This window comes from Micromonospora sp. NPDC003197 (assembly GCF_053590565.1).
On the sequence record NZ_JBSFTE010000003.1, the window covers coordinates 206,713 to 229,391 of the forward strand.

Here is a 22,679-nt window from a genome sequence, read left to right on the forward strand (position 1 = left end):
TGCCGACGTAATGGAGGATCGTCAATGAGTACCGGGCTTGCCCGTGTCACGATCAGTGCCCCGGAGCGGCGGTTGGACGTTGCCCTTCCGGAACAGGTATCCCTCGCCGAATTGCTGCCCGAGGTGCTCCGACACGCCGGCGAAGGACTGGCCGACGAGGGCGAACGGCACGGCGGCTGGCTGCTGCGCCGGGCAGACGGTGCGGTGCTGTCGACCGGTCAGGCACTACTACCCCAGGGCGTACGCGACGGCGATGTGCTGCACCTCGTACCCGCTCGAGCACAGTGGCCCGAACTCGAATACGACGACGTGGTGGAAGCGATCGCCGACGGGGCCCGACGGCGGGGCAGCGCCTGGTCCGGCTCGGCGACCCGCTACGCCGCCCTGGTCGGTGCCGGTGTGGCGCTCGCCGCCGGGCTCTTCGCCGTACTGGCCGGCGGGGCGGACTGGCCGGCAGGAGCGTACGCCGCGCTCGGCATCGCCGTACTGCTTACGCTCGCCGGGGTGGTGGCCTCCCGGGCGTACGGGGACGCTCCAGCCGGCACCGCCCTCGGCGGCTACGCGATGCCGTACGCCTTCGCCGGTGGCGCGCTGCTGGTGGCCTCCGGTGATCCGGTCGGGGTGTTCGGGCTGATCCGCTGGCTCGGTGCACCCGAGCTGCTGGCCGGCTCGGTGGCGCTCCTGCTGGTGGCGGTGCTCGGGCTGATCGGGGTGGCCGCCGGACTGCGGGTGTACGCGGCTGGCGTGGCGGTCGGCCTGCTCGGCGCGGCAACCGCGCTGGCCGGACTCTTCCTGTCGGCGGCCGGCGCAGCGGCGATCCTGATCTCCGTGCTGGTGTGCGCCATCGGGACGCTGCCGCTGCTGGCGATCCGGTTCGGCAAACTGCCGATGCCACCGATCACCCTGCCGACCGGCAGCCAGTTGGCAGAGGCTGCCGACGGCGGTACGGCCGACCCGTTGGCCGCCGCCCGGGAGCGCCCGGAGCGGCAACGGGTGTTCGCTGCGGTGGCCCGTACCGAGGAGTTGCTGACCGGGATGTTGATCGGGCACGCCGTGCTCGCGATCGCGGCAGCGGCCGTACTCGCCACCGTGGGTGGCTTCTCCGGCCGGCTCCTCGTGGCGGTCTCCGCCGCCGCGCTACTGCTCCGGTCCCGCCTCTTCGTCACGGTACGTCAGCGGGTGCCGCTGGTGGCCGCCGGACTGGCCAGCCTCGCCGTACTCGGCGTGGTCCTGGCCGCCAAGGTCGAAGCGACCGGCCTGTTGCTGTTGGCGGTGGGCGGGCTGGTGGTGGCCCTGGTGACGGTGGTGACCGCGGCGACGTATTCGCGTCGGCCGCCGACGCCGTACCTGGGCCGGGCCGCCGACATCATCGACACCCTGATGGTGGTCTCGGTGGTACCGGTGGCCTGCGCGGTGCTCGGCCTCTACGCACGCGCCCGGGGTCTGCTCGGCTGAGCGACACCCCGGGCGGGTCGAGATACGCCAACCGGTCGTCGGCTGGATGGCCCTGCCGACGACCGGATCGGGTAGATCAGTTCAGTGTCCGCCGTTGCCCTGCTCGACAGCCTCCTGCTGGCGGCGGATCGACGCCCGGATCTCCGCCTCAGCCTCGGTACGACCCACCCAAGTAGCACCTTCGACCGACTTGCCGGGTTCGAGGTCCTTGTACACCTCGAAGAAGTGCTGGATCTCCAGCCGGTCGAACTCGCCAAGGTGGTGGATGTCCCGCAGGTGCTCCTGCCGAGGATCTTCGAACGGGACGCACAGGACCTTGTCGTCGCCGCCCTTCTCGTCGGTCATCCGGAACATTCCGATGGTGCGGCACCGGATGAGGCAACCTGGGAAGGTGGGTTCGGGCACCAGCACCAGGGCGTCCAGCGGGTCGCCGTCCTCGCCCAGGGTGCCTTCGATGAAGCCGTAGTCCGCCGGGTACTGGGTAGAAGTGAAGAGTGTGCGGTCCAGCCGGATTCGGCCGGTCTCGTGGTCCACCTCGTACTTGTTGCGGTGACCCTTAGGGATCTCAACCGTAACGTCGAAATCCATCTTCACGCTCCCTCGTTTGCCCACGCTGGCTAACGGAATCAACTATCACCAACCGGACAAGTGTTGATCCACTCGTTTGAACCGGTCGCCACATAGTGTTCGGACCAAAGTAGTGTCGCCTAAGCCGATTCTTGCGCGCGGGGGAGGGTGTAGTGGCGAGGGAAGATTCACACTCTGGCCCGGAGGACGAACCTCGGCCGCCGGCTCCCAAATCGCCCCAGGAGGGGGATGACCAGCCGGAGCCGCCAGCATCGGCGGACCTATCGGTGAACGGTAAGTCCAGCGATCCCAGCGCTGGCCCAGCCCCGGACGACCCGGATCCGGCTGCGGATCCGGCCTCGGATCCAGCCGCGGAAGCGCCGAGTCCGGCTGTTGATCAGGTCGGGGCCGATGCGGAGGATGAGGCCACTCGGCCCATTTCACTGGTTGAGTCGTCGCCGCCGGTCGAGCCGCCGTCGGGGGCTGCGGACGGTGACGCCGCCCCGGCGGTACCGCCTGTCGGGCCGTCGTTGGCGGATGCGGACGAGCCGAGTCCGGCTGCCAGCCAGGTTGAGGCGGACGGTGACGTAACTCGGCCCATTTCATTGGTCCAGCCGCCGCCGGCGGATGCGGACGGTGACGCTACGCAGGCGGTACCGCCCGTCGGGCCGCCGTCGTCAGATGCGGGAGATGAGGCCACCCAGGCGGTGCCACCGGTCGAGTCTCCGTCGCCGGCGGAGTCGCCGACTCCGACCGCCAGCCAGGCCGGGGCCGATGCGGACGATGAGGCGACTCGGCCGGTGCTGCTGTTCCGGCCGTCGGCGGATGCGGACGACGAGGCCACTCAGCCAGTGCCGCTGGTCGGGTCTCCGATGCCGCTCGGGGCGTCGGGGGCTGCGGGTGATGATGAGGCCACCCGGCCCATTGCCCGGGTTGAGCCGCCATCGCCAACCGAGCCGGTCGCCGGGCCAACCCCGCCGGTAGCACCACCCCCACCCCCACCCCCGCCTTCGCCGCCGGCCTGGCCACCGGTTCCGTCGGGCGGACCCCCGCTGCCGCCGCCTCAACGTAACCGGACCCGGCTTGTCGCCGTACTCGTTCCGGTGCTCGTTCTGGTCCTGGCAGTGGTCAGCCTGGTGGTCGTCCGACCTGGCCCGATCGCGGGCTGGCTGGGGTCCGACGACCGTTCCCCAGCCACCATCGAACTGGGGGAGCCCGTCCCGCCGCCGGTGCTGGCAAGCGTTGCGGACAACGCGCCGATGCCGACCTCAGCCGGGATTCACGCTGCGATCGATGCTCTGGTCACCGGCTCCGAACTCGGCAGTGAGGTGAACGTCTCGGTGTTCGATGCGCTCACCGGGGAGTCGCTCTACGCCCGGGGCGCTGACGTGCCGACCGTACCCGCCTCCACGACGAAGCTGGCCACCGCCGTTACGGTGCTCGCCACCCGGGGGCCGGCGTACCGGATCACGACTCGCGTGGTGGCCGGAGCGGAGCCGGGGGAAGTCGTGATCATCGGGGCCGGGGACCCCACCCTGGCGGTCAACGGCACCGGTAGCTACCCCGGTGCTGGTCGACTCGACCAACTGGCAGAGCAGGTGAAACAGGCGCTGGGCGGGATCGTGCCGACCAAGGTCACGGTCGATTCCTCGCTGTATTCCGGGCCGACCTACGAACCCGGGTGGGATTCCGACATCCCGACCGGCGGCTACGGTGCGGCGATCACCGCCCTGATGACCGATGGTGCCCGACTCGACCCCAAGAAATCGACCAAGGGGGCCGCGCGTACCCCGGTCCCAGATTTGGCAGCCGGAAAGTCCTTCGCCAAGCTGCTCGGTCTTCCGGCTGACCAGGTCAAGACGGTGAGCCGGGGAGCCGCGCCGGAGTCGAACGGCTCGACCGCCGCGCCGACCGCCGGGAGTGGCCCGATCGAGCCCGGTACGGAGCTGGGGCGGGTGCAGTCGCCACCGATCATCCGGATGGTCGACTTCATGCTCACCGACAGCGACAACGTGGTCGCCGAGGCGTTGGCCCGGCAGGTGGCGCTCAGCCGGGGACAACCCGCCTCCTTCGCGGGCGGGGCAGCGGCGATGGACGCCGTACTCGCCGAGTTGGGATTGCCGGCCGACCAGAGCGACCTGGCCGACGGTAGTGGCCTGTCCCGCAGTAACCGGGTGACCCCGGAACTGCTGTCCCGGCTGCTGGTCATGGTCGCCAACGGGCAGCATCCCGAACTGACCGGCCTGGTCAACGGCCTACCCGTTGGCGGCTGGTCCGGCACGCTCGATGACCGGTTCGGTGTCGCGGCCAGCCGGACGGGAGCCGGGGTGGTCCGGGCCAAGACCGGGACCCTCTCCGGGGTACATGCCTTCTCCGGACTGCTGACCACGGCCGACGGTCGGTTGCTCGCGTTCACCGTGCTGGCCAACAAGGTGCCGGTCGACAACGATCAGGCCCAGGCGATTCTGGACCGGTTGGCCGCGACGCTAGCCGCCTGCGGCTGCCGCTGACCGGCGCGGGCGACAGCGAGCCCGGGTGGGGTTGTGCGGGCGCGGGTACGGTTGGTCCATGGCGCAGTTCGTTGATTGGGATCTGGCCTCCGCCACCGCCGGGGCACTGGCTAAGTCGGGCCCTCGGGTCTCCTATGACGAAGCGACCGACGTCGTGGCCGAGCTGCGTCGACTGACCGACGAGGCGGCCGAGCACGTGGTGGCGTACACCGGCCTACGGTCCCAGGTCGAGCACCCGCCGGTGCGGGTGGTCGATCGACGGGACTGGGCGGCCACCAACGTCGACGGCCTCCGGCAGGTGATCACGCCGTTGGTCGGCCAGCTCACCGGCGACAAGCAGCCAGGCGCGCTCACCGACGCGATCGGTTCCCGACTGACCGGGGTGCAGGCCGGCACCGTGCTGGCCTATCTCTCCGGCCGGGTGCTCGGTCAGTACGAGGTCTTCTCTGCCGATCCCGGCCAACTGCTGCTGGTGGCGCCGAACATTGTCGAAATAGAGCGGAAGCTGGGTGCCGATCCGCACGATTTCCGGCTCTGGGTCTGCCTGCACGAGGTCACCCACCGCACCCAGTTCACCGCCGTACCCTGGCTGCGCGGCCACTTCCTCGGTGAGGTGCAGGCGTTTGTCGACGCGTCACAGGCCGGCGGGGAGAACTTTCTGCACCGACTGCGTCGGGGAGTAGGCACCCTGGCCGAGGCGATCCGCGACCCGGAGAGCCGGACCAGTGTCCTGGACATTGTGCAGACCCCGGGCCAGCGAGCCGTCCTCGATCGGCTCACCGCGCTGATGACGCTGCTGGAGGGGCACGCGGAGTTCGTCATGGATGGCGTGGGCCCGGAGGTGGTGCCCAGCGTCGAGGAGATCCGGGCCAAGTTCAACCATCGCCGGGAGGCGGGCAACCCGCTGGAGAAGGCGATCCGCAAGCTGCTCGGTATGGATGTCAAGATGCGCCAGTACGCCGAAGGTCGAAAGTTCGTCCACGGGGTCGTGGACCGGGTGGGCATGGCCGGGTTCAACAAGATCTTCAGCTCGCCGCTGACCCTGCCCCGGCTGTCCGAGCTGGCCGACCCGGACGCCTGGGTGACCCGGGTGCACGGCCCGGTCACCCCGAAGCCGGACGCCGGCTGAGCCGGACAGCGTGGCCAGGCTCGCGGCATCCGTCGCCGCCATCCGCGTCGCGGTCCGTCGAACACTGACCCGGGTACGCCCCGACGGGCCGGTGCTGGTCGCCTGTTCCGGCGGCGCCGACTCGCTCGCCCTGGCCGCGGCCACGGTGTTCGTGGCCCCCCGGCTGGGACTGTCCGTGGGGCTGGTGACCGTGGACCACGGTTTGCAGGCCGGCTCGGCGCAGCGCGCCGCCACCGTGGCGAAGTGGGCCACGGAGGCGGGCTTCGCCCCGGTCGAGGTCGCCACCGTGACGGTCGACGGTCGGCCCGGGGGACCGGAGGCGGCCGCCCGCGAGGCTCGCTACCAGGCCCTGACCGAGGCTGCCCGACGGCACGGGGCAACCGCCGTACTGCTCGGGCACACCCGGGACGACCAGGCGGAGACGGTGCTGCTCGCGCTGGCCCGGGGTGCCGGTCCCCGAGGGCTGGCCGGCATGCCGGTCCAGCGGGAACTGGACGGCACGATCCTGCTTCGCCCGCTGCTGGGGGTCGGTCGGGAGCAGACCCGTGCGGCCTGCACGGTCCTTGGCCTCACTGCCTGGGATGACCCGCACAACAGCGATCCGGCCTACACCCGGGCCCGGGTACGCGGCGACCTGATGCCGGTGTTGACCCAGGTTCTGGGGGCCGGGGCGGTGGACAATCTGGCCCGTACCGCCCGGCTCGTCGCCGAGGACAACGCCACCCTCGACTCGATTGCCGCCGCCGCGTTCGACACCGTCCGTAGCGAGGGCGGGCTGTCCGTGCCGGGGCTGGTGGGGTTGCTGCCGGCGATCCGTACTCGGGTCCTGCACGCCTGGTGTCGGGAGCTGGGGGCGTCCCCGGCCGCGCTGTCGTCTCGCCACATCGCGGCGCTCGATGCCCTGGTGACCGCCTGGCACGGCCAGGGTCCGGTTGCCCTGCCAGGCGGCGGTCGCGTTGCCCGGCAGGGCGGGGTCCTCGTCACAGGGGCCGAGCCCGATCCGAGTGCATTGGGCTGATTGTTGGTTAGCTCACGGTTGTCGCGGATAGCCTAATTTCATGGCGAATTCGCCCGTAGTTCGGAATCTTGGACCGCCGTTCTGGCCTCGTCCGGTCGAGGAACCGGGCACGCGAGGTTACGACTGGCGACAACATGCCGCCCCGCCGACAACCCGCTACCGGCATACGGCAGGCTAGGCGTCATGGCTGACGGCTCCTGGTACGACGCCGACATCGATCACGTGATCATTTCTGAGGAGCAGATCCGCGAGAAGACCGCGGAACTCGCTAAGCAGGTGTCGGCCGACTACGCATCGGTTGAAGACGGACTGCTGCTGGTGTGCGTGCTCAAGGGTGCGGTCATGTTCATGGCCGACTTCGCCCGGGCCCTGGGCCGGCATGGTCCCCCGGCCGAGTTGGAGTTCATGGCCATCTCCTCGTACGGCCAGGGCACCACCTCCTCCGGAGTGGTGCGAATCCTCAAGGACCTCGATCGGGACATCGCCGGTCGGCACGTCGTGGTGGTCGAGGACATCGTCGACTCCGGGCTGACCCTGTCCTGGCTGCTGCGCTACCTGAAGTCCCGGTCGGCGGCCAGCGTCGAGGTGGTGGCACTGTTCCGTAAGCCGGACGCGGTCAAGGTTCCAGTGCCAGTCAAGTACGTCGGCTTCGACATCCCGACCGAGTTCGTCGTCGGCTACGGCCTGGACTTCGGCGAGCGCTACCGGGAGCTGCCCTTCGTCGGCGTCCTCAAGCCCGAGGTCTACGCCCGGCCCTGAGTGGGTGGTCCGGCCCTGAGCCCGGTCGCTCCTGAGCGCGTCCGGCCCTACGCAGATCGCTCCGGGGCGCGGCGGCTGATCTTCCCAGCGGTGCACTCTCCGGAAATGTGGAGCAGACGTACAGCGCGCTTTCAGGAAGGCCGGCTAACGTGTGTGTGGGTGGCGAGGGTGCCGCCCTCGGTGCCGGATCTTCCGCCCCGTCTGACCGTATGGGGTCGTGGGCCGGTACGAACTGCGTGGCTCAACGGTCTTGCTCACGTTCCGTGGCGGTGGCGGTCCAGGCTAGTCGCCCCGGAGCGCTCGCTCCTCGCATTCACGGTGTACCGTCGAATGACCGTGGCGCGGTGTGTGAGCGTCCGGGGTTGCGGCCGGCTGACAGGGCGGCCACGACCGCCGCTACGCGGCGAATCTGCCAGACGGTCAGGACGTCGATCAGGAGGGTCCGGGCGCTGAGGCGCTCGACAACAGTATGGAACGTACGCGTTTCTTCCGCCGCCCGGTGGTCTGGATCATCCTGGTGATCATCGGTGCGATAGCGCTCAGCTCGTTCTTCACCGGCGGCCCGAGCTACCACAAGGTCGACACCTCTGTCGCCCTCGACCAGCTCAACAAGGGCGGCATCAAGAAGGCGATCTTCCAGGACAAGGAGCAGACGCTCCAGCTGGACCTGGCCGAGAAGGCCAAGTTCGGTGACACCGAGACCGACCGAATCCAGGCGCAGTTCCCCTACGAGGTGGGCGACGAGGTCTGGAACCAGGTGCTGGCTGCCAAGGCGGCCAACCGGATCACCGGCCCGGCCGACACCGAGGTCTCCGGCGACAGCGTCTTCCTGACCCTGCTGGTCAACCTGCTCCCGATCGCCGTGCTGGTGATCCTGCTGCTGCTGTTCATGTCGCAGATGCAGGGCGGCGGGTCCCGGGTGCTCAACTTCGGCAAGTCCAAGGCGAAGGTGATCACCAAGGACACCCCGAAGACCACCTTCGCCGACGTGGCCGGCTCGGAGGAGGCCGTCGAGGAACTGCACGAGATCAAGGACTTCCTGCAGAACCCGGCGAAGTACCAGGCTCTCGGCGCCAAGATTCCCAAGGGCGTGCTGCTCTTCGGCCCTCCCGGTACCGGTAAGACCCTGCTGGCCCGCGCGGTCGCCGGTGAGGCGGGCGTGCCGTTCTACTCCATCTCCGGCTCCGACTTCGTCGAGATGTTCGTCGGTGTCGGTGCGAGCCGGGTCCGGGACCTGTTCGAGCAGGCCAAGGCGAACGCCCCCGCCATCGTCTTCGTCGACGAGATCGACGCGGTCGGCCGGCACCGTGGTGCGGGTATGGGCGGTGGCCACGACGAGCGCGAGCAGACCCTCAACCAGCTCCTCGTCGAGATGGACGGCTTCGACACCAAGGGCGGTGTCATCCTGATCGCCGCGACCAACCGGCCGGACATCCTCGACCCGGCGCTGCTGCGTCCGGGCCGGTTCGACCGGCAGATCGCGGTGGACACCCCGGACATGGAGGGCCGTAAGGCCATCCTGCGGGTGCACGCCAAGGGCAAGCCGTTCGCGCCCGACGTCGACCTGGACGCGGTGGCTCGGCGTACCCCCGGTTTCACCGGTGCCGACCTGGCCAACGTGATCAACGAGGCCGCGCTGCTGACCGCTCGCTCCGACAAGCGGGCGATCTCCAACGACTCGCTCGAAGAGTCGATCGACCGGGTCGTCGCCGGCCCGCAGCGTCGTACCCGCGTGCTGAGCGACCGCGAAAAGAAGATCACCGCGTACCACGAGGGTGGCCACGCGCTGGTCGCCTGGGCGTTGCCGCACTCGGCGCCGGTGCACAAGGTGACCATTCTGTCCCGTAGCCGTTCGCTCGGACACACGCTGGTGCTGCCCACCGAGGACAAGTACACCCAGACCCGGGCCGAGATGGTCGACACTCTGGCCTACGCGCTCGGTGGCCGGGCGGCGGAGGAGCTGATCTTCCACGAGCCCACCACCGGTGCCGGCAACGACATCGAGAAGGCCACCGCGCTGGCCCGGGCGATGATCACCCAGTACGGCATGAGCTCCAAGCTCGGTGCCATCAAGTACGGCACCAGCGGCGACGAGCCGTTCCTGGGCCGCAGCATGGGGCACGAGCGGGACTACTCCGATGTGGTGGCCGCCGAGATCGACGGCGAGGTGCGTGCGCTGATCGAGCTGGCGCACGACGAGGCCTGGGAGATCCTGGTCGAATACCGGGATGTCCTGGACAACATCGTGCTGGAGCTGATGGAAAAGGAAACCATCTCCCAGTCCGACATGGCCCGCATCTGCGCCCGGGTGGTCAAGCGCCCGCCGATGGCCCCGTACAACGGCTTCGGCAAGCGGCAGCCTTCCACCGAGCCGCCCGTGCTGACGCCGGCCGAGAAGGAGGCGCTGAAGGCGCAGGCCGCGGCGGATGGCGCGCAGGCGATCATCGGTGGCCCGAACAGCAACTCGGACGGTACGCACTGACCGGCGACCAGGCGGCCGGGGGTCCGGAAACGGCACCCCTGGCCGCCTCGTCCACGGAGCCGGACGGCGATGATGTCCTGGACTACCTCGCCGCCCGGTTGGTGAACGGGAAGCTCAGCGGCGGGCCGGTCGAACAGTCCGTGGACCTTGACCGGATCGCGAGGGCGGTACGGGAGATCCTGATCGCGGTCGGCGAGGACCCGGACCGCGACGGGCTCGTCCAGACCCCGGCCCGGGTGGCCCGTGCGTACGCCGAACTCTTCGCCGGCCTGCGCGTCGATCCGACCCAGGTCCTCACCACCACCTTCGAGGCCAACCACGAGGAACTGGTGGTCGTCCGGGACATCGATGTGATGAGCCTCTGCGAGCATCATCTGCTGCCGTTCCGGGGCGTCGCGCACATCGGTTACATTCCCGGCCCGAACGGCCGGATCACCGGCCTTTCGAAACTGGCCCGGCTGGTCGAGGTCTACGCCCGCCGCCCCCAGGTGCAGGAACGGCTGACTTCGCAGATCGCCGACCTGCTGATGACTCAGCTCGACCCGCGCGGCGTGATCGTGGTGCTGGAATGCGAGCACATGTGCATGGCCATGCGGGGCATCCAGAAGACCGGAGCGAAGACCATCACCTCGGCGGTTCGAGGCCTGCTGCAACGGGACGCGAAGTCGCGGGCCGAAGCCATGTCGCTGATCATCCACTCCTAGCCGCGGAGCGGTAACCGTCTGCCGCTAGCCGTGGATCTTCACAGCAGCAGGCTCAGTACCCCGGCACCCAGGCAGACGAGCAGGGCCGGTGCCAGGCACACCAGGGCACCGGCCAGCGGCGTACGGTCCACCCGCGAGGCGCTGCCACTGGACTGGAAGAGCACCCCGACCGCGACCCAGCCCGCCCCGAACGCGGCGATCGGCAGGAGTAGCCCAGCCAGGCCGGCGACGATCAGCAACCAACCGCCGCCGGCCAGCACGAACAGCGTTACCTGCCCCACGAGGGCCAGCATGGCGAATGGGGCGTATCCGGCGAGATTGCGGGCCCACGCCGGCCAGTGGGCGGCGATCTGGCCGAGGAAGCCCAGTCCGCCCGCCCCGGTGATCCGTACCTCCGCCGCCCCGGCGGCGGCCCGGGCCCGACGCAGCGCCGCCAGCACCGCCGTCGGGCCGGCCGACACCTCCTGGGTGGTCGCGGCCAACTCCGGCCCCGTCGGCTGCAACTCCACCTCGGGTACGCCCAGACTGCGCAGCCGGGACTGTTGCGGCACCAGCCGCGCCCGTACCTGGGTCAGCTCCTCGCGGGCAGCCTGTACCGACCGGGCCTGCTCGCCCGCTGCGGTGGCCGCCGCCTGCCGGACCGCGTCCAACCGTTGAGCCGCGGCCAGGTAGTCCGCCCAGGCCGCAGCGGTCGAATCCTGCTCAGGGCCGACTGGTCCGGCCGGGTTCGGAGCGCCAACTCGATCCCGAGCCACATCGTCAGACCCGGGGGAGCGCCCGGTCACGACCGGGCTCCGGTTGCCACGTGACCGGGAGAGAGCAGGCCGGCCGGGGTCCGATCGTCGGCGGGATCGCTGAACGGGACGATCACCATCGTCTGGTCGGTCTGGCCGTCCCACAGCAGTGCCCGGTCGGGACGCGGGCGCCAGTCGACCGGGCGGCCCAGCAACAGCTCCACCTCCGATCCCGGTACGTCGAGAAAGAGCATTCCGGCGATCTCCTCCCGGGCTCGGCCGTCGAGTTCGTCGCTGAGCCGCTGCGGTTGTCGCCACCAGGAGAGCAGGTGTACGCCCCGAGCCGGGCCGTCGCGCAACAGGGTGGACAGCAGCCCGGCCGGCAGGGCATTTGGAGAGAGCCCGTCCATGCCGAAAACGACCAGATAGCCGGGCTGGTAGACGGTGAGCGCCTCGGCCAGCCCGGAAGCGTCCACCATCGTGGCTTCCTGACGCTGACGCAGGTCGGCGACGAGAATGCTGGCCGCCTCCGCTGCCTCCGGTGTTGGTGACATGACGACGAACCGGGTGCTGCCTGCCGGATGGTGGGCGGCGACGCTGCGGGCAGCCGCGCCGAGGGTCGCCGCTGCACTGAGATTCGGTCCGAAGATGGCCAGGTGCCGTCCGGCCACCGGTCCGAGTGGGACGGTGGCGGTGGTGACCGACAGGTCGACCGTACGGCCCAGCAGGGCGGCCGGCTCGGTCGGCCGGCTAGCGAAGGCTGACTGCCCCGACGAGGTGTCCAGTGTTTCATCCACTTCGGCCAGCAGCGCCCGGTACGTCGGATCGTCGGCGAGGCGCTGGTGTGCGTACCCAGCGAAGATCGTCGGTGTCGGTGTCGGTGTCGGTGTCGGTGTCGGTGTCGGTGCCGGACTGTCGGCCGGGCGGGCTGCCCACAACCGGTGGCGAAGTTCAGCGAGCGCATCCGGGGCGGCGTGCGGATCGGGGAAGCGGACCACCCGTTCGTGCCCCCGGGTGGCGCCGCGTGGCCCACCCAGGCCGCCGGCCGTGTTCACCACCGCAGCACCCAGTGGCAGGCCCACCGCCGCGTCGTTGGCGGGTTCGAGCACCTCACCACCACCGGGAAGGGCGATCCGGACCGGGAACTGGCCGAAGAGGCCGTCCCGAGGGGAGTACGACGTCGGTCCGTTGAGCGGTGTCCGCCCGGCCAGGATCAAATGGATGCCGTACGCGCGGCCGGTGCGGGCCAGCCGCTCCAACAGGTCGTTCGCCTCGCTGGTGAGCTGGTCGTCGACGCTGGTCAGGATCGGGAACCCGGCGAGCACGCAGAGGATCCGGGAAGCTGGCTCGGCGGTCTCGTGCGGTAGACCGGTGGTGTGGTGTGGCGCTGGACCGGTGGTGAGGTGTGCCGGCGTCGCCGACCGGCGGGTCAGTTCGGCGTCGAGTTCCCGGAGCACGGCGAGGCCGTACGCCGGGTCGGCCTCCACTCCAGCGGCCCGTACGTGCGGCAGCCACGAGTGGTCCCGCTCGTCCGGCAGGAATTCGGTGAAGGACGTGCCCTCGGCGAAGTCGACCAGGTAGATGGCCAGTGCCTCGGGCGGGTACCGGGTGCAGAGCCCGTAGAGCACATTGACGAGGAAGGCGGTCATACCCGAGCCGGGGCGGCCACCGACCAACCAGTGCGGGGTCAGCTCGTTGAAGCGCAGCGTCACCGCCCGATCGCCGGCCAACCCGACCGTGGTGACCAGACCATCGTTCGGGTCACCGGTCCAGATGGTGTCGTCTTCCTCAGGTAGTAGATCGGCCAGCCGGAGGTGCGAGCCGGCATCGAGGCGTACGGCCAGCTCCCGGCAGACCCGGTCGAACAGGTGCGCCGGTGGATCCTCGTCCAAAAAGACCGGAGAGTTGAGTCCAGTGGCCGTCGGCTGCGGGGTAGCTCCACCGAACGAGGCCCCGGGTGGGTTGCCCACCAGGGCGTACGGGTTGCGTAGCGCCACCATCGTGGCGTGTGGCAGCGGCGGCTGAGTGGTCTCCTTGGTCAGCGGTGGAGGTGGCCAACCCGCGACGATCAGGTGCAGGCCGGCAGCTGGACCGTCCTGCGCCAGTGCGGCGATCCGGTCCAGGTCGGACCCTTCGGTCAGCTCAGGTAGTGAGGCGATCACCAAAAGTAGGGTGTGGTCCCGCCGGTGGTGCCGGGTGGTGTTGGGACGGGCTGGGCGGATCCACCCTTCCGCCTCGGCCAGGACGGCCCGCAGGCCGGTTCGGTCGACTGCCGGAGGTGGCATCAGGCCGGCGGCGGTCAGCGGCGTGAACGGAGCGAAGAGCAGTCCTGAGGTGGCGGCGTCCACTCCCCGTACCAGTAACGAGCCGGCGGGTGTGGCGGCGAGTAGCCGGAGCAGCATCGAGCGGACGAGCCCGGCCACGCGAGGATCCCGGGTGTCGGCGTCGATGGTGAGGTGACCGGTGCCGAGCAGCGGCACCACCGCGGGGAACCGGGCATCGTCGAGGGGTTGGGCGGTGCCGATCCGGACGAACGCCGGCAGGCCTGGCCCGCCCAGCGGAGTGTCTTCCGACTGCGCGTCCAGTGGAGCACCCAACCACCCCGGCACCAGTACGGCGGCAGCGGCTCGCAGCTGTTCGGCGAGATCGTGCTGCTCCCGCTGGTCGGCGGGGGCCGGTCGGGTGGCGTCGAGTGCGCTGGCCGCCGCGGTGGCGGCGGCCGCCGCCTGTCGGTGCAGGGTGGCGGCGTGACTCATCCGTGCCCTCAAGCCGGCCATCGCACCCTCCACCTCGCCTCGGCCTGGTCGCTTCCACCGCAGGTCAGCCGGCATACTCTGGCTTAACCAGACGCTGCTGAGACTGTGACGGTAACCCAGCGGGAACGCATCTTCGCGGACGTCCGACACCGGCTGAAAATCGGCCCTGTTGGTTCAACCGTAAATCATATGACTTGCCGGATTTCAGGCTACTTTCCGACCTTCCCGAGGCATTGGGTACGGGAGCGCCAACGGATAGCCTCAGGGAGTGGAATCAGTGCACCCTCCCGCCGGTTCCCAGGTGTCTCGCGTACCCGCCCAGCGGACACCGCCAGGCCAGGTCGTGCCTCCCCCGCTCGCCCCGCCGCCCGCCCCACGTAAGAGTCGGCTGCGGCTGATCCTGGCAGTAGTCAGTGGGGTAGCGGCCCTGCTCTGCCTGAGCGGAATCGCGGTCGGGTACGTCCTTTACGACAACGCTACCGCCCCCGACCGTAGCGCCCCCGACGTCGTGGTGGACAACTACCTGCGCGCCTTCCTCGTCGACCGGAACGACGTACAGGCCGGGCAGTACGCCTGCCCAGACACCTCGGCCCTGACCGAGCTGCGGAATCTGCGAACCGATTTACAGGAGCGTGAGCAACGATTCCAGACGACCTTCAGAGTGTCTTGGGGAAGCCTGGATGTCAGAAGAGATGGCAACTCGGCCGAGGTGCGGGTGGACTTGACCATCTCGACCGTGGTTAACGAGATTTCGCAGAGCGACCGTCAAGCCTGGCGCTTCGTGACTCGTCTTGAAGACGACTGGCGAGTGTGCGAGGCGGGGCGGGCGGCCTGACGACAAGCGATTCCGTGCTACTCCAGCCAGAGCAGGTGCACGGGTACTTCCAGAGTGGTGGGTGGCTGGCCACTCCATGCCCAGCGGTACCACTCCATTTCCCCGGTGACGCGTACGCAGATGTCCCCCTCCGCACCGGTGTAGACCTCGGTCACCGCACGCAGGTCCCGGCGTTCAGTGGCCTCGACGACCTGCACCACCCGACGGCCGGAAACCGAGTCCGCCTCCATTACCGGTAGCGGTGGCCGATACGTCGGCGCGTCGAGCGACACGAGCCGGGACAACAGGTCCGAACGGGGAGCCGCAGCGGCAGCCACGTCATTGTCCCGGCCGAGGGTCTCCACCCATACGCGCTCGGCGGGTACCAGCGGTGCGAAGACCTCGACCTGCTCGGCTTCGGCGCGGTACCACTCGTGCTCGGCGATGACCGGCACGTAAGTCCGGCTGCCCTGTACGACCTTTTCGTCGGCGCGTAGGTCAGCCCGCCAGCCCAGTCCGGGCAGCCCGACGAGGACCCGCTGTCCCCGCAGCTCCACCCGTCCGCTTGCCGGGCTCGGGACGATCGGACGCGGTGGTCGGGGTGCCCAGTCGGGTTGGTCGGCGAACGGATCCGGGATCTGTTCGAAGTTCATCGCCCTGCGTTCCGTCGTGCCCCACCGTTTCTGATGAGCGGCGCGCCTCGTTCCTGCATGAATGGTGCCGGGTTGGTGGCACCATGCTTGCTCCGGTCCCCCCGCATGTGCACCTCGAAGTGCAGGTGCGGGCCGGAGGAGTTACCACTCGATCCAACCTCGCCGATCACCTGTCCCGCCTGCACCATGTCGTTCTTGTCGACCCTCGGCTTCCGGACCATGTGGCAGTACCGCGTGATGATGTTGTTGGCGTGCAGGATGTCGACGAACCAGCCACAGCCGCCCTTGCCGGGATGGCCATCGACGTTGCAGGTCTCCCGTCCGTACTGGTCCGGGTCACACCGAGAGACGATCACGCGGCCGCTGGCGGCGGCGCGAATCAGAGTGCCCTTGGGGGCGGCGATGTCGACACCCTGGTGCGACGGCCGGCTCGCGGTACGGAAGCCAGAGCCGACTCCTCCCGGGATCGGAGCCGTCCACCCCGAGGATGCGATCTTTCCGTTGTCAGCGGCGCAGGCACCGTCGTTGCGGTCGACTGTCACCCGCGCCGCCCCGTTGGCCAGGGCGTTGACGATCTGGGTGGCGATCGGCTCGTGCTTGGCGTAGGCGTCCGGGAAAGCGCTGACCTGCACCCGCTGGGCGGCGTCGGTCAACGAACGCCGCTCCCAGCCGTCGACCTTCTTCAGCTTCTCGTAGAACTTCCGTGACGAATAGGTCGGGTCCTGCAACTGGGCCGGGGTGCCCCAGCCCTGGCTCGGACGTTGTTGGAACAGACCCACCGAATCGTGGTCGTTACGGCTGCCGAGGTGGGGCAGGTTGGATAGTGACGATTCCTGGATGGCGGTGGCTACGGCGATCACCCAGCCACGGGGCGGGATGGACATATCCTTGCCGACCTTGATGATGATCGCTGCATTGCGGATCTTCTCTGGGCCGTAGACGCCGATTCGGGGAAGCTTGCCGTTGACATTGACGATGTTGCCCTCGCCGCAGCCGAGGCTGTTGTTTGTCACCGGGCTGTCGGTTTCGCCGCCCAACTCGGTCAGCAGGAGGGCGCCGGTGCCGCCTGTACAACAGAGCAGCGCCAGTGCGGCGGTCAGCGCGACCGCGAGGACCGCCGGGCGCTTCACTCGGCGGGTACGGGGTTCAGCCCCGGGCAGACCAGTCATGAGCGCTCCCAGTCCACGGCATCGACCAGCCACTGTCCATCCTGGTGCACCAACTCCAGTCGGAGTTGGCCAGTATCCACGGTCATCGTCACCTCGACGAACCTCTCGGTCTGCGGGATGACGACCGGCTCGCCAGTGAGCCGCTGAGCCGGCACCGTGACCGGGTCAACGCCAGTCAACTTTTCGGTCAGGGTGCTGGTCGAGAGTGGCCGAAGCGCGGCATGCCACTGCTCGGCCGAAACCCCCTCGCGGGTCAGCCAGGCGGTGGCGAACCGACGGGCCACGACGTCAGGAGTGGCGGCACCAGGGCTGGTCACCGGTGCGGGCGGGACCGTGGCATTGGCACCGTCGTCACCTTCCGTCGGGTCCACCGTGGTGATCGGCCGAGTCGGGTGGCCGGTCAGGTCCGAGCCGAAGCCGATCGGACCGGCGGCCAGGCGAGCGGCCCCGATGATGCCGAGCACCACCACGACGATCACCAGAGCAATGCCGAGGCGCGAACGCAGGATTCGGGTGGTGAGGAAGGCGATTGCGCGTTTCATGCCTTACCTCGCCTCGCTGCGTACCCGGGGTGGCGACTTCACTTCCGACTTGCCGACTGAGTCGGGCCGGTAGATGACGAAGGAAGGAGTCTCCGCCGGTACGTCCGGTTCGGTCCACTCGGCCGGCCGCCGCCGTCGTGATTGCCCGGCCGGAGTCGAGGCGGGAGACCGAGTCGGCCTTGGCTCGTCGGGCCGGGACTCTTCCCGTTTTGGCTTTCGGCCATCCGGGCGGGACTCTGCGGCGTGGATCGGATCCTCCAGCCGGGCCTCTGGCCGCAGAGTGGTCTGCTCGACCGCCACGGCCCGGCGCTTGCCGCCCCGAGGCTCGGCGGTGCCGCCCGGCTCGGCGACGTTGAGCTTGGCCGCCTCCCGCATGTCCCGGAAGAACCTGCGGTGCCAGGATCCGGCGGAGCTGACCGCCTCGCTGCTGTCCTTACCGCCGAGCTGGGTGATTCGTCGGTAGGGGCGCAGGAGCAACCAACCCACGACCCCGGAGAGCCAGACGAGTACCACCTGCAACCAGCCGGGCAGGGTCGGTGTGCTCATCACCAGATCCACGGCGAGCAGGTAGACGGCGGCTCCGGTGCCGAAGATGGCGATGTTGAAGACGGCGGCGATGACTGCATTGGCCAGCCGCCGCAGACCGGTGCTGGCCGGACGGAGCAGCCCGACGGTGCCGAGGATCGGGGCGGCGACAACCGCCCACCGGAAGATCAGGAAACCGAGCAGGATTAGCAGCGAGGCGGTCAGGTCGAACATGGCGAAGAGGATGGCGGCGAGTACGGCGATGAAGCCGGCACCCACCCGGTCCATGTCCCGGGTGCCCTGGAGGTATTCGTAGGCCTCCGGGTCCTCGGTCTGGATCTGCTGGGCGACCTTCGCCCACTGCACTTGCTTGGCCTTGATCGTGGCGTCCCTGGTAGCCGGGTTGTCGCGGAGCTTCTGGGCCTCCTCCCAGGAGAGGGACTTGGCATCGTAGAGGGCCCGACCGTACTTCTTGGCGGTCTCGGTGTCGGCCGAGCCGAGCGCCCCGCGCAACCAGTTGCGGTAGAGCATGCCCTCGGCCGAGGTGTCGCTCGCCCGCACTGCTGGGGGGCGCTTGTCCTTGCACGCCTCTGGGCTGGGCAGCGCGCAGGCCTCGGGCGGCACGTCCCGGGCACCTGGCCCGACGGCGTCGTGGACCACGCCGAGGGTGGAGATCAGGGCACTGTCCGCGATGTTGGCCGACTTCACCGGCCAGGCGGCCAACGCGGTGACCGCGACCATGACGAAGACGGCCCAACCAGCGGTGGTCATCGCGTTGCTCATGTCGGACTGACGGGACCGCCAGAGCAGATAGAGGCCGACCACGCAGAGCGTGACGATGCCGAAGACGCTGAACACCTTTTCGTAGATTGCCTTGGTGGCCTGCTCAACGAGCGGGTCCGCCCAGCCCCACATGCTGCGGGCGTCCCAGGCCCGCTCACGCAGCGCGTTCGAGGCACCGATGATTGCCGTGGCGAACATGAATTCGCCGTTGGCCACCATGTGGGTGACCTTGTAGTCCGGGTGGACGACGGCAGTGGCGCAGCCCGCGTCAATGGCATACGTCGTGTAGCTGTATCCCGCATAGCCGTACTCGCTGTACAACCCCTTCGGGCCGGGCTCCTTCGACGACTCGGGGCGGGAGGCGAACCAGCCGGCGAGCCCGGAGTCCGGGGTGCTCGGGGTCGGCGACTTCCGACAGGTGACGGTGTCTTCGCTGACCGTCTGGAGACGGTCGACGCAGGATCGGAAGTCGGCCTGCCACTCGGCGGTGGTGCACAGGTCAGCCCGCTCGCGGGTCGGTAGCGGGGCGGCGGACGCGGGTGCCGTGCCGAACATCGGCCAGGCCACCGTCGCCGCCGCGAGCAGGCCGATGGCGAGGATCAGAGCAGTGAACCGACCCCCGGCTCTGGCCATCTCACGCCTCCAGGTCCGCGATGCTGGTCGGCAGGGTGGGCTGGTTGGCTGGCGCGGTGTTCGGTGTGGTGTCGAGATGGTCGAGGAGGCCCTCGACGTACGACACGTCCACCCGTACCTTTTGCACCCGCCCGTCCACGTCACGCATCACGAACTCCCGGAAGCCGAGCCTCGAAGCCGACGACGAATCCACATTGGAAAGCGAGGCGAGTGTTGCCTCGTACCCGTCGTCGACGGGCACCCGGAGCAGCCGGAGCGCCTCAGAGGCGATCTCGCTGTCCTCGGCGATCCGGCCGACGAACACGGTGGAGACCAGGTTCTGCACGTCCAGTCCGAGGATGTCGCGCGGGTTCTGCGAGGCGACCAGGGCGGCGAGGTTCCACTTCCGGGAGTCACGGGCCAGCCGGACCAGGAAGGATCGGCCGGAGCGCCAGCCCTCCATGAAGTGGGCCTCGTCGAGGCCGACCATCTTGCGCGAGCTCATCGACCCGCCATAACACCGACGTACGGCGAGCCGGTGCGCCGTGTGCAGCATGGGCAGCGCCAGTGCCTCCTCCGCCGACCAGTACTCCCGTTCGATCTTCAGGTCGGGTAGGCGGAGGCCGGCCATGGTGATCACGGTGAGCGCGGCGTCAGCGCCGAGCAGCCCTTCCGGGGGTCGGCCGAAGAAGAGCAGGGCCAGCGGCATCTCGGCGGTGTCCAACAGCAGGTTGGCCAGTTCCCGCCCGGCGTCATCGTCCAGTTCGCTGAGGCAGGCCACCACATCATCCAGGGTGGACGTCTCCTCGGCGGGCACCTGACGTACGGCGTGCCGGAACAGGGTGGCCGTGGATGCCTCGCGGGCGACCTGCGGCGGCACCAGCATCATGCAGATGTCCTGCACCAACATCCGCCGCTCGGCGCGGGCATTGGAGACCGCGATCTGGAACTCGCGGTCGCCAGCGGGTCCGGGTGGGAATTCGGTGCGCAGCGGCGTCGGGATCAGCGAGTAGGGCGCCAGGGTGCCCTGTTCCGAGCCGGTCAGGTTGAGCACCCGGGAGTACGGCCGCAGCTCGGGCATTGCGCAGAGCCGGGCCAGCGGGCCGGACGGGTCGAGCAGGGTCACCTGCACTCCCCGGCGAGCGGCCAGGTAGCCCAGCGCACCGAGCAGGGTCGACTTGCCACCGCCCGGCTCGGCGACGAAGACGGCGAGGCCGGAGCGTTCGCGTACCTCCATCGGGAAGTGCAGGTCCAGGAAGACCGGCCGACGGCAGGTGCCGGCGGTTCGGCCGATCAGGTCGCCGCGCCGGTCGCCGACGGTGGAGGCGGCCTGGGGCAGGGCGGCGGCGAGTAGGTTGACCGGCATCCGCCGGATGTATCCGGTGTTGGCGATCGGTTCGCCAGGGATGAACTCCCGGGCGAGCCAGTCCTGGTTCTTCGGGTGTTGCAGCGAGATGCGCAGCTCGCGGGAGTAGAGCTGGATGAGCCGCCGGGCCCGCTCCAGGCATTCCTCCCGGGTACGGCCGCCGACCGCGATCCGGTGCCAGCCGTGGGCCCGGGCGGAGTCCACGGGCAGGCCGGTGGTCATCTCATCGCCGATCACCAGCGCCCGCTTGGCCAGCCGTTCCAGTTCGGGTGGCGCGTCGATGCCGTGCTCGGCGTAGTCGAGCTGTTGGGAGCGGATCATCCGCAGCCGGTGCTCCAGGTTGCGGAACGAGTCGGCGGAGCCCAGGATGTCCACCCTGGTGGAGAGCTCCATCGGCCAGGGCAGACGTTCGTGGAAGTGCATCCACGGTTCGTGCCGTTCCGGGATCTCCAACGGTTCCATCCGGCCGACCGCGAGTACGGCGACATGCCGTTCCTCGCCGCTCATCCGGTTGACGAACTTGAGCGTCGACCCGTACGGGGTGCGGTATCGCTCGATCTGTTCGGTCAGGGCGAGCAGATCACCCCGTTCCCACTTGCCGCCGGTGATCGGGGAGAGGGTGGTGGGTGGGGCCATGCACAGCGCCACGGAGCGGTAGAGCAGCCACTCCATCTCCTGTGTGGTGACCCGTCGGCCACGCATGCCGAACGCGCCGAGCACCTCGTCGAACTGTTCGACGGTGCGACCCAGCTTGCGCCGCTCGCCTTCGGCCACTCCGCGGCCGAAGGTACGCAGTAGCCGCTCACTGAACGAGTTGCCCAGCGATCGGCGGGCGAAGGTGACGCCCAGGTAGGTCTGTCCCTCGGCGTGGTTGACCGAGAGCAGGTGCCGTTGTGCGGCCACCAGGTGATCGGACCAACTGGTCGCACCGGGCACGGTGGCCAGCGGGTGCGGGGTGTGCGCATCGACGGTCCGGGCCCATTCGTCGGCCGGGAACGGCCGGGTGGTCCGGCGTAGGTGTAGGCGGAATCCGGCCAGACCGGCGTACTGCTCGGAGATTGCCGAGAGGAGTGCCTCGCGTTCGGCGTCGGGACGGAACGCCCAGCGCACCTCCGGCAGCCAGTACCAGGCGGTGACGGTGTTCGGGGTGAAGGTGAGGTGTCCGGCGATCTCGGTGATGGCCAGCTCGACTGCGGGATCACGATCGCGGAACTTCACCTTGGGCGGCCGGATTTTGACCGGCTTAACCACCGTGGGCTTCTTTGCCTTCTTACCCGCCGGCTCGTTCGTGCGCGCTGGTTCGGGTGCCTGGGCTGGTGCGGCCGGCTGCTCGGTTCGGCCGGTCAGCCATTCGGTGGGTGGTGCCGGCAGCGGCTCAGCGGTGGTCGGCATGACGGCTGTCTGCCCCGGGGCCGGTCCACCCGCCGGGGAGAGCGGGACACCAGCTGCTGGCTCCGCCCAGCGCGGGTCGGTGCTGGAGGGGGACCCGGTCCACTGCGGCTGCGGCTCGGGTGCGCTGGGTTCGATCCACCGGTCGCGGGTGGGTTGCGCCGGTGCGGTCGCGGCCACAGGGGGCACCGGTCCGGCGGACTTCGGTCGCGCCGCTGCCGGGCTCGGTTGGGCGGGGCGGGCGCTCGGTTCGGCCGGGGGCGTCGACCGTACCGGTGTCGTGGCCAGGCCGCTGGTCGGTTCGGCCGGGTTTTCGCCCCAACCCGCCCGGCGGGGGGCCGGCGGGCTGGCGGCCGGCTGCTGGGTTACCGCACGCGGGGATTGGCGGGGATGCTGCCCGGCGAAGAGATCGAGGAAGGGCGAGTCGATGTCGGGATGCTCGGCCGGTGAGGGCATTCGAGCTTCGGTGACGGCAGGTGCCGGTATCCGGGCATCGGTGCCGGCCGGTGACACGGAGCGAGATCGGGACGGCGGTTGGGGCGCCTGGAACACCGCGACCCCGCCATGGCCAGGGCTGGTGACCAGGGCGGTTTCCTCATCAGGATCTGCGGCGGGGTAGTTGAGCGGTCGCACACCGTAACCATTGCGGTCGGCCGGTCTGCTGGCCGGGCTTGCTGGGCCCGGCGGAGTGGGGCGGGTCATGCCATCGCCT

At 69.5% G+C, this 22,679-nt stretch carries 16 protein-coding genes; 8 read left to right on the forward strand and 8 right to left on the reverse strand.

Annotation, left to right across the window (positions count from 1 at the left end; all coding sequences use genetic code 11):
- The first annotated feature begins 24 nt into the window (after nt 1-24).
- Entirely contained in the window at nt 25-1,455 is a 1,431-nt protein-coding gene (gene eccD, locus ACWDV4_RS04985) for a type VII secretion integral membrane protein EccD (RefSeq protein ID WP_449974943.1), read from the forward strand.
- Nucleotides 1,456-1,536: 81 nt separating this feature from the next.
- Here the strand turns inward: eccD and ACWDV4_RS04990 are convergent, their stop codons facing one another.
- Entirely contained in the window at nt 1,537-2,043 is a 507-nt protein-coding gene (locus ACWDV4_RS04990) for an inorganic diphosphatase (protein ID WP_449974944.1), read from the reverse strand.
- A gap of 851 nt (nt 2,044-2,894) precedes the next feature.
- Between ACWDV4_RS04990 and dacB the strand changes: the two genes are divergently transcribed.
- The 6 genes from dacB (at nt 2,895) to folE (ending at nt 10,624) form a co-directional block, all read left to right on the forward strand.
- Nucleotides 2,895-4,532: a D-alanyl-D-alanine carboxypeptidase/D-alanyl-D-alanine endopeptidase gene (dacB, locus tag ACWDV4_RS04995; RefSeq protein ID WP_449975145.1), complete on the forward strand. Its 1,638-nt coding sequence runs from the start codon at nt 2,895-2,897 to the stop codon at nt 4,530-4,532.
- A gap of 58 nt (nt 4,533-4,590) precedes the next feature.
- Complete coding sequence (locus ACWDV4_RS05000; protein ID WP_449974946.1) at nt 4,591-5,661, forward strand: zinc-dependent metalloprotease; 1,071 nt, start codon at nt 4,591-4,593, stop codon at nt 5,659-5,661.
- Nucleotides 5,662-5,671: 10 nt separating this feature from the next.
- Entirely contained in the window at nt 5,672-6,679 is a 1,008-nt protein-coding gene (gene tilS, locus ACWDV4_RS05005) for a tRNA lysidine(34) synthetase TilS (protein WP_449974947.1), read from the forward strand.
- A gap of 183 nt (nt 6,680-6,862) precedes the next feature.
- Nucleotides 6,863-7,438, forward strand: coding sequence for a hypoxanthine phosphoribosyltransferase (hpt, locus tag ACWDV4_RS05010; protein ID WP_449974948.1), 576 nt, complete (start codon nt 6,863-6,865; stop codon nt 7,436-7,438).
- A gap of 469 nt (nt 7,439-7,907) precedes the next feature.
- Nucleotides 7,908-9,920, forward strand: coding sequence for an ATP-dependent zinc metalloprotease FtsH (ftsH, locus tag ACWDV4_RS05015; RefSeq protein WP_449974950.1), 2,013 nt, complete (start codon nt 7,908-7,910; stop codon nt 9,918-9,920).
- 38 nt (nt 9,921-9,958) lie between these two features.
- The gene (gene folE / locus ACWDV4_RS05020; protein ID WP_449975146.1) at nt 9,959-10,624 is read left to right on the forward strand and encodes a GTP cyclohydrolase I FolE; all 666 of its coding nucleotides are present in this window, start codon (nt 9,959-9,961) and stop codon (nt 10,622-10,624) included.
- A gap of 38 nt (nt 10,625-10,662) precedes the next feature.
- On the opposite strand, the gene ACWDV4_RS05025 is transcribed toward folE, so the two are convergent.
- Both ACWDV4_RS05025 and ACWDV4_RS05030 read right to left on the reverse strand, forming a co-directional pair.
- Nucleotides 10,663-11,409 (reverse strand): hypothetical protein, encoded by a 747-nt coding sequence (locus tag ACWDV4_RS05025; RefSeq protein ID WP_449974951.1) that lies wholly within the window; start codon nt 11,407-11,409, stop codon nt 10,663-10,665.
- Nucleotides 11,406-14,135 carry an FtsK/SpoIIIE domain-containing protein gene (locus ACWDV4_RS05030; protein WP_449974953.1) on the reverse strand — a complete coding sequence of 910 codons (2,730 nt, stop codon included), beginning with the start codon at nt 14,133-14,135 and terminating at the stop codon, nt 11,406-11,408. The genes ACWDV4_RS05025 and ACWDV4_RS05030 overlap by 4 nt, the downstream gene beginning before the upstream one ends.
- A gap of 256 nt (nt 14,136-14,391) precedes the next feature.
- Between ACWDV4_RS05030 and ACWDV4_RS05035 the strand changes: the two genes are divergently transcribed.
- A complete protein-coding gene (locus ACWDV4_RS05035) occupies nt 14,392-14,949 on the forward strand; it encodes a hypothetical protein (RefSeq protein WP_449975148.1) in 558 nt (185 codons plus the stop codon).
- Nucleotides 14,950-14,966: 17 nt separating this feature from the next.
- Here ACWDV4_RS05035 and ACWDV4_RS05040 read toward each other — a convergent pair whose 3' ends face one another.
- From ACWDV4_RS05040 to ACWDV4_RS05060, 5 genes are read right to left on the reverse strand one after another with little or no spacing between them, the layout of a single operon-like run.
- On the reverse strand, nt 14,967-15,581 hold the full coding sequence (locus ACWDV4_RS05040; protein ID WP_449974954.1) for a hypothetical protein: 615 nt from the start codon (nt 15,579-15,581) through the stop codon (nt 14,967-14,969).
- Nucleotides 15,578-16,750: a M23 family metallopeptidase gene (locus tag ACWDV4_RS05045; RefSeq protein ID WP_449974956.1), complete on the reverse strand. Its 1,173-nt coding sequence runs from the start codon at nt 16,748-16,750 to the stop codon at nt 15,578-15,580. Before ACWDV4_RS05045 ends, ACWDV4_RS05040 begins: the two co-directional genes overlap by 4 nt.
- Entirely contained in the window at nt 16,747-17,292 is a 546-nt protein-coding gene (locus tag ACWDV4_RS05050) for a hypothetical protein (protein ID WP_449974957.1), read from the reverse strand. Before ACWDV4_RS05050 ends, ACWDV4_RS05045 begins: the two co-directional genes overlap by 4 nt.
- Before the next feature lie 3 nt (nt 17,293-17,295).
- Nucleotides 17,296-19,233, reverse strand: a complete 1,938-nt coding sequence (locus ACWDV4_RS05055) for an MFS transporter (RefSeq protein ID WP_449974958.1) — start codon at nt 19,231-19,233, stop codon at nt 17,296-17,298.
- Nucleotide 19,234: 1 nt separating this feature from the next.
- The gene (locus ACWDV4_RS05060; protein WP_449974959.1) at nt 19,235-22,669 is read right to left on the reverse strand and encodes an ATP-binding protein; all 3,435 of its coding nucleotides are present in this window, start codon (nt 22,667-22,669) and stop codon (nt 19,235-19,237) included.
- Nucleotides 22,670-22,679: the final 10 nt, after the last annotated feature.